Source organism: Cyanobium sp. Cruz-8D1 (assembly GCF_024345975.1).
Taxonomy (GTDB): Bacteria; Cyanobacteriota; Cyanobacteriia; order PCC-6307; family Cyanobiaceae; genus Cyanobium.
This window is the reverse complement of the sequence record NZ_JAGQCD010000077.1, coordinates 1-7,125: the sequence shown is the minus strand read 5'-3', so window position 1 is coordinate 7,125 and position 7,125 is coordinate 1. Positions and strand designations below refer to the sequence as shown.

General features: G+C 64.4%; 9 protein-coding genes and 1 pseudogene. 6 read left to right on the top strand and 4 right to left on the bottom strand.

Annotation, left to right across the window (positions count from 1 at the left end; translation table 11 throughout):
- Positions 1-146, top strand: a pseudogene (locus KBZ33_RS20655) (photosystem II q(b) protein); the annotation flags it as partial.
- 108 nt (positions 147-254) lie between these two features.
- Here KBZ33_RS20655 and KBZ33_RS20650 read toward each other — a convergent pair.
- Entirely contained in the window at positions 255-1,016 is a 762-nt protein-coding gene (locus KBZ33_RS20650; RefSeq protein WP_254955350.1) for a DUF3598 family protein, read from the bottom strand.
- Positions 1,017-1,420: 404 nt separating this feature from the next.
- Between KBZ33_RS20650 and KBZ33_RS20645 the strand changes: the two genes are divergently transcribed.
- The 4 genes from KBZ33_RS20645 to KBZ33_RS20630 all read left to right on the top strand — a co-directional run bounded on the left by KBZ33_RS20645 (position 1,421) and on the right by KBZ33_RS20630 (position 3,039).
- The gene (locus KBZ33_RS20645) at positions 1,421-1,690 is read left to right on the top strand and encodes a high light inducible protein (RefSeq protein WP_254955351.1); all 270 of its coding nucleotides are present in this window, start codon (positions 1,421-1,423) and stop codon (positions 1,688-1,690) included.
- Between the two features lie 250 nt (positions 1,691-1,940).
- On the top strand, positions 1,941-2,108 hold the full coding sequence (locus KBZ33_RS20640; protein ID WP_254955352.1) for a hypothetical protein: 168 nt from the start codon (positions 1,941-1,943) through the stop codon (positions 2,106-2,108).
- Positions 2,090-2,272: a DUF1651 domain-containing protein gene (locus KBZ33_RS20635; RefSeq protein ID WP_254955353.1), complete on the top strand. Its 183-nt coding sequence runs from the start codon at positions 2,090-2,092 to the stop codon at positions 2,270-2,272. The genes KBZ33_RS20640 and KBZ33_RS20635 overlap by 19 nt, the downstream gene beginning before the upstream one ends.
- 83 nt (positions 2,273-2,355) lie before the next feature.
- Positions 2,356-3,039 (top strand): cupin domain-containing protein, encoded by a 684-nt coding sequence (locus KBZ33_RS20630; RefSeq protein WP_254955354.1) that lies wholly within the window; start codon positions 2,356-2,358, stop codon positions 3,037-3,039.
- Here KBZ33_RS20630 and KBZ33_RS20625 read toward each other — a convergent pair.
- The 3 genes from KBZ33_RS20625 to KBZ33_RS20615 form a co-directional block, all read right to left on the bottom strand.
- A complete protein-coding gene (locus tag KBZ33_RS20625; RefSeq protein ID WP_254955355.1) occupies positions 3,028-3,552 on the bottom strand; it encodes a cation transporter in 525 nt (174 codons plus the stop codon). The two genes, KBZ33_RS20630 and KBZ33_RS20625, sit on opposite strands and share 12 nt — an antisense overlap.
- 34 nt (positions 3,553-3,586) lie before the next feature.
- Positions 3,587-5,113 carry a glutamate synthase-related protein gene (locus tag KBZ33_RS20620; RefSeq protein WP_255011957.1) on the bottom strand — a complete coding sequence of 509 codons (1,527 nt, stop codon included), beginning with the start codon at positions 5,111-5,113 and terminating at the stop codon, positions 3,587-3,589.
- A 296-nt stretch (positions 5,114-5,409) separates the two neighbouring features.
- Positions 5,410-6,081, bottom strand: a complete 672-nt coding sequence (locus tag KBZ33_RS20615) for an isoprenylcysteine carboxylmethyltransferase family protein (RefSeq protein ID WP_254955357.1) — start codon at positions 6,079-6,081, stop codon at positions 5,410-5,412.
- A gap of 92 nt (positions 6,082-6,173) precedes the next feature.
- On the opposite strand from KBZ33_RS20615, the gene KBZ33_RS20610 reads away from it, so the two are divergent.
- Positions 6,174-7,125, top strand: a 952-nt coding sequence (locus KBZ33_RS20610; protein WP_254955358.1) for an FAD-dependent oxidoreductase, incomplete at its 3' end; no start/stop codon positions are given.

Below are 7,125 nucleotides of genomic sequence, written 5' to 3'. Positions count from 1 at the left end.
GGGTGATCAACACCTGGGCCGACGTGCTCAACCGTGCCGGGCTCGGCATGGAAGTGATGCACGAGCGCAATGCACACAACTTCCCGCTCGACCTGGCGGCTGCCAGCGCCACCCCTGTGGCCCTGACCGCCCCGGCCATAGGCTGAAGCTGACCTGCCTCCAACTTGAAAGCCCCCTCTGAGTAGGGGGCTTTTTTATTTGGGGCTCCAGAGCCAAGTCACCACCCCCCGCAGCCCAAGTGATGATCTGGACGATCAGCAGCGTGTCATCACTTCATGGCTGGCCGAAAGCCAGGCACCAGTGGCGTCGTATCGGCGCACCAGTCGCTCCATCTGACCGGGGGCGGGCAGCCAGCCGCCCTCCAGAACGAACGCCTCGCGGTGGCTGATCCGCTCCGGCAGGCGACAGAAGCCGCCATCGGGCAGCAACCTCAGGCCCTCCAGCTCCGCGGAGCCCAGCTCCAGCCTGCAATCGGCCACGTCGGGGGTGGGCCAGTCAGCACTGATGGTGGCCGTCACTCCAGCCCAGGTTCCCAGCAGTTGATCGGGGCTTGTTGGAACACACTCCTCAGCCCCGCTGCCGGCGCGGAACTCACGGATCAGCACCAGTTGGTCGAAGGCGCCTGCTTCGCTGTAGAGCTGCACCAACCGGTGGCGCCGGTTCAGCCTGATGAAGCCGAACTCGCCACCAAAGACCGTCTTCGGCGCCACCTGTAGCGACCCCTTGTTGAACGCCCCCGAATCGAAGAACACCACCTGGCGACCCAGACTGCGGTAGTCCTGCTCCATGGCATAGCTGGGTTCGCCAGCCCCATCAGCCGGCCCGCCGCCCGGAGCGATCGCCATGCCGGCAGGCCAGCGACGCAGCCCGAAGCGCACCAGCTGCTCGTTGTCATCACTCTTGAGCGTCAGCACCGAAGGGGTGCTCTCGCGCAGCGTGCCATCGGCCGTGACGGTGGTGAAACTACCGCGCCACTCGCCAAGGTTTCGCATGAAATTCTGCCATTGACTGGTCATGGAGCACCGCTGATCGACCACGATCGTAGGCAGCGGTGGCCAACGAACCCCCCCGATCAGCCGCAAAAGAGCTCAGACACCCGATGGAAACTGGGGCTCTCTTTTCAGCTACAAACCGGTCGAGACTGCATTCTTCCCAGTTCTGCAGCCTGAAGCGGTCGGCTCTCGCTTCTCGCAGGTATGGAGGACGCCTGCAGGTCGCTTGCATGCAGCACCACCAAGGGAGACGGTTAGCCCTACTGACGCCGCTTGACGGAGTCCGCTGTCTGCATCAACACTTCATACTTTCTTGAGGCCAATAGGATGCAGTAGTGGGCCACAAGAGTTAATACTGACCTGATCAATTGACCTGCATTTTGTCTGGCTATGGCTGTTACAGTTTTGTGATCCCTTCAAGAAGTCCCATGGACCAAGACACCCCAACAACTCCAAGCGCCCTGGAACGCTCCTCCATCCGCGGCGCCACGGTGACCACCGAAGACGGTGGCCGCCTCAATGCCTTTGCCACTGAACCACGCATGGAAGTGGTGAGCGCCGAGCGTGGCTGGGGCTTCCATGAGCGCGCCGAGAAGCTCAATGGCCGCTTTGCCATGATCGGCTTCGTTGCTCTGCTCATCACCGAGTTTGCCTTGGGCGGCGAGGCCTTCACCCGCGGGATATTGGGTATCGGCTGATTCGGGTTGCGGGTGCGTAGCTGCTGGCAAGAAACGAGCCAGCAGCGTATTTTTCTATTTTCTGTAGATTCTTTTTCTCTGCCTCAATCGTTGCAAACATCCAGTCCGGGGTGATCGGTGCAGTGCATCATGATCATCAGCCAAACTCCTTGTGCGCTGGTGGTTGCTCAGCTCGGCTGGCTGAGCGGCCAGAGACGGCGGATGTGCCCCTGCCAATCGACCTGACCTCAGCCGCAGCGGCAAGGTCTGCATGACCTGCCACTGGTTTCGCCACCACGCCGGGGTGAACGGCATCCCGGTGCTCACCTGCCAGTTGCACCAGGGCCTGCTGCCCCAGGGGGAGCACCTCACCCGCCACTGCCAGGGTTGGACAGACGACAAGACGCGCCAGCAGGGCTGGTGCCCGGAGGTGGGCTGATCCTGAGTGGCCGCCAGGTGCTGCACTTCAGACCCGTCCGCTACAACCGCTGGAGCCCGACGCTTGCGGTGAAGAGCGGCGAGCTGATGCCCGGCCAGCCGGCACCACTCCTCAAACGGCGCCGGGAACTGTCGCGCGAGGAGGCCTTCAGGCTGTGGCGGTAGATGTTTCGTCAGGGCTGGCAGGTTTGCCCGCCCCAGTGGGTGCCGCAGGCCTCCCTCTACCTCCGTTGACGAGAATCGGCCCCATGGAGCTCCATGCCGATCTCAGCCAGCGCGCCCTGCTGAACACCAGCAGCCTGCCCTGGACCGCCTCGCCGATGGCCGGAGTGGAGCGGCGCATGCTCGATCGGCGTGGCGAGGAAGTGGCTCGTGCGACCTCGATCGTGCGCTACGCGCCCGGGAGCCGGTTTGAACGCCACAGTCACGGTGGCGGCGAGGAGATCCTGGTCCTGGAGGGAAGCTTCTCCGACGAGCAGGGCGACTATCCAGTCGGCACGTACCTGCGCAACCCGGTCGGCTCCAGCCATGCGCCCTTCAGTGAAGAAGGCTGCACTCTCCTGGTGAAGCTGCAGCAGATGCACCCGGCCGATCAGCAGCGGCAGGTGATCGACACCAACAAAGCAGCCTGGCTGCCGGGCCTGGTGAGCGGCCTGGAGGTTCTGCCCCTGCATGCCTTCGGGTCGGAGCATGTGGCCCTGGTGCGTTGGGCTCCGGGCACGGTGTTTCAGCCCCATGGCCATCCGAGCGGCGAGGAGATCCTGGTGCTCTCTGGCGTGTTCCAGGACGACCAGGGCACCTATCCGGCCGGCAGCTGGCTGCGCAACCCGCCCGACAGCGTGCACCGGCCCTGGAGTGAGGAGGGGTGCACCATCTGGGTAAAGACCGGCCACCTGCCGACCACCCAGGGGCCCGATGGCTCAGACGCGTGAGGCACGAGCCTCCCGCAGGATCCGCCGGCCTCCGTTCAGGACCAGCAGGCTGATGGCACTGCCGATCATCAGATCAGGGATGCGGCTGCCACTCCAGGCCACCAGCAGGCCGGCCACGATCACGCCCAGGTTGGCCAGCAGGGCCAGGGCGCCGATGCCCACCATCAGGGCGCTGATTGGTTCACGGCCCAGCACGGTGCGCCTCAGCACATCCAGCAGCACCCAGATCGCCAGGATGATCTGCAGCCGGCCGCTGAGCACGGCGGTCCGGCGCTGCTGCGTCATGTTGCGGCCCACGGCTCCAAGGCTGAGGCCATAGACGCCCGCGTCGGCCAGCATGTCGAGGGAGTCAGCAATCAGGCCGGTGGAGCCTGCTCGCAGGCCTACAGCCAGTTCCACCACAAACATGGCGGCGTTGATCACCAGCACCACCCAGAGGGTGCGGCGCTGCAGCTCAGCCGCCTGCTCGGCTCCACAGCCGCAACCCACAGCCTTGCTGCTGCCTTGAGCCATAGCGCGAGGGCTGGTCGATTTTTTCGGCAAACTCCTAACCCTCCGGAGCGTCCAGAGCCGAGCCGCTCCAGGCGATCCCGGCCAGATCCGCCACCTCCCGGTGCCAGCTGGCCAGGTCGTTCCTGGAGAAGCCGCGCAGATGGTCATGGCCGCAGGCCCTTGCCAGCACCTGCATCAGCGCCACCGCCGCCTGCAGGAACCTGGCCAGCCGCTGGGCGGCATGCTCCACCTCGAGGCGGCGGCGCAGCTGCGGATCCTGGGTGGCGATGCCCGCCGGACAGCGGTTGGTGTGGCAGATCCGGGCGCCGACACAGCCGATCGCCTGGATCGCCGCATTGGCCAGGGCGATGCCATCGGCCCCCAGGGCCAGGGCCTTGACGCAGTCGGCCGGAGTGCGCAGGCCGCCGGTAGCGATCAGGGTGACGCGGCCGCTGGCACCCCGGCGGTCGAGGTGGGCCCGGGCCCGCGCCAGGGCAGGGATGGTGGGCACGGCGATATGGTCACGGAACAGCAGGGGGGCGGCGCCGGTGCCGCCGCCGCGGCCATCGAGGATCAGGTAGTCGGCGCCGGCCTCCAGGGCGAAGTCCAGGTCGGCTTCGATGTGCTGGGCACTGAGCTTGAAACCCACCGGGATGCCACCGGTGAGCTCCCGCACCCGATCGGCGAAGGCGCGGAAATCAGCCGGGGTGTGGAGATCGGGGAAGGTGGGGGGTGAGTGGATCGGCTGGCCTTCGGGGATGCCACGGATCGCGGCGATGCGGGCGGTGACCTTGCTGGCCGGCAGGTAGCCGCCGCTGCCGGTCTTGGCGGCCTGGCCGGCCTTGAAGTGGAAGGCCTGCACAAGCGGCAGCAGCTCCTCCCGGTAGCCGAACCGGGCCGGGCCCAGTTCGAACAGGTAGCGCCGGTTGGCGGCCTGCTCCTGGGGCAGCATCCCGCCTTCCCCTGAGCAGATCCCCGTCCCGGCCCGCTCCGCCCCGGTGGCCAGGGCCAGCTTGGCCTCCTCGGAGAGGGCCCCGAAACTCATGTCGGAGACCAGCAGAGGTATCTCCAGCCGCAGGGGTCGCCGCGCCTGGGGGCCGATCACCAGCTCGGTGCCCACCGCCGCCTCACTCGGCAGGGGCTGGCGGGCCAGCTGGGCCACCAGGATCTGGATGTCGTCCCACAGCGGCAGCTGGGAGCGCGGCACGCCCATGGCCGCCAGCGGCCCCTCGGGGCCCACCCGATCGAGGCCGTGTTCGGCCAGCTCATGGATCAGCAGCACATTGGGCTCTTCCGGTGTGGGCTGGGGCGTCGGCATCGCCTCGACGCTGTAGAGCGATCCGACCCGATCGGCCGGCACCCGGCCGTGGCTGCCGTCGCAGTTGGGCGGGGTGGCGGTCTGCTTGCAGCGGCACAGCACGGCCCTGCCGCTCGTTTCGGCCACGAAGGCCAGGGGACTGAACCCGGTGCCCTGATGGGAGCCGTCGCAGAAGGGCTGGTCAGCCGACCTTCCGCAGGCGCAATAGAAGTACTCCTTCCCCTGCTCCAGTTCCACGCTGATGGGGGTGCTGGCGGCGACCATCGGTGCTGGCATCGGGCTCAGGCGTACGACACGGGCCAGTGGCCCACCATTCAGTGTGGACCGGGCCAACAAAGGACGCCGCCTGATCAGGCAAGGGGGTGGGGGTGTCTTTCGTGTCCCAGAACCCAGGGGCGAACTCGGCATCCTCGTGCCGGCCAATGCCTGCACGAGCCACAAGAGCCAGGGCAGCGAATACCCCGCCGAGGTGATCCCTTTGCTAACCCACGTTGCAGCGCCATCTGGTGTACATCGGCATCACCAGCTGCTTGCCGCGGTTGATGCCGGCTGCGTGGGCCTCACCAGAGGCCTGGCAGTAGCCGCGCGCTGCGCTGCTGCCAGGCGCTGAATTCCGGGTACTTCGCCGCCATCTGCACGTCCTTCTGGCCAATGCGCTGCAGATAGATCAGCAGCACCAGAGCCGGCACCAGGTAGGCCCAGCCGTTGCCGGCCACCACCGCGAAGCTCAGGTAGCGCAGCAGATCGCCGAGGTAGTTCACATGGCGCACGCGCCGCCAGATGCCGTCGCTCACCAGGCCAGCACCCATCACTTTGGCGGTGGTTTTCTGTGCATCGGCGCTGGCGTTGATCAGGCTGCCGAAGCTGAACAGCCCCAGCGCCACGGCCACGGCGGCCTGGGAGATCGGCACGGGATTGAGAAAAGCCAGCAGCCCCGGCAGGCTGTAGAGCACCCCGATGAACAGCAGGACGACGCCAAACCCAACCACCCCCACACGCTCGCTGAACAGCTGGCGAGCCCGCTCAGGAAACAGCCACTGCTCCAGCAGCCACCAGAGGCAGTAGCTGATGTGCAGGCTGAGATAGACCACTTGGCGCATGTCCTTCACCCCGACCACGGCCGCCAGCACCAGCAGCAGCACGATCGTGAGCATTTTGGCGGTGTTGATCGCCGTGAGTTGGCTCCAGCCCGCCGGCGGGGCCTGGCCCTCGTACCGTGCTGATTCTGTCATTCGTGCACACTCGCTGGCGACACCCTATCGACCCTGGCGGGCGTCGCGACCGCCAAAACCGCTCCCACCGCCGCTGCCAGCTAGAACGAGCCATGCCAGACGACACCATGCCCGACAGAAAACAATCTCATGTGGTCGTCATCGGAGGCGGATGGGCTGGCTGGGGTGCCGCAAAGTCACTCTGCGAAGCCGGCGTTGACGTGACCTTGATCGATGGGATGCTCGATCCCACCGGCAGTCAACCAATCACAACCAAAAGCGGTAAACCCTTTGAGGCTGGAACCAGGGGCTTTTGGAAGGACTATCCCAACATCAATGCCCTCACAGAAGAGCTCGAAGTTGGCAATATTTTCACTGACTTTACAACCAGTGCTTTTTGGTCACCCGATGGATTGGAAGCGACAGCTCCTGTTTTTGGAGAATCACCCCAATGGCCAAGCCCCCTAGGCCAAGTGATTGCAACAATCAAAAACTTCAAGCGACTTCCCATTCAAGATCGACTCAGCATCGCAGGACTTCTCTATGCCATGCTGGACCTCTATCGCAGCGACAAGGTTTTCCAGAAATACGACAATCTTAGTGCGCAATCACTGTTCATAAAGCTTGGCATCAGCGATCGACTGATTAATGATTTCCTGCGACCGATCTTGCTGGTTGGCTTGTTCAGGCCTCCCGAAGAAGTTTCGGCCGCTGTCGCCATGGAGCTCCTCTATTACTACGCCCTGGCACATCAAGACTCGTTTGATGTTCGTTGGATGAATTCAAAAAGCATTGCCGAACAACTGTTTGAGCCTCTCGCTCGAAGGCTGATGTCTCGCCATCATCTGCGCGTCCTTGGGGGAACCTTCGTGACACGGTTGAATGTTTCATCTGAAACGCAACGCATAAGCTCGGTTGAAATTCATAGTCTAAAAACGAAAGAAGTCAAGGTGATTGATGACGTCGATGCTGTGGTTTTAGCGGTGGGTGCCAAAGGACTTAAATCCCTGATGTCTCAATCGCCAGAATGCAGCAAAGCAGCGCCTGAGCTTGTTGCCGCTGCTT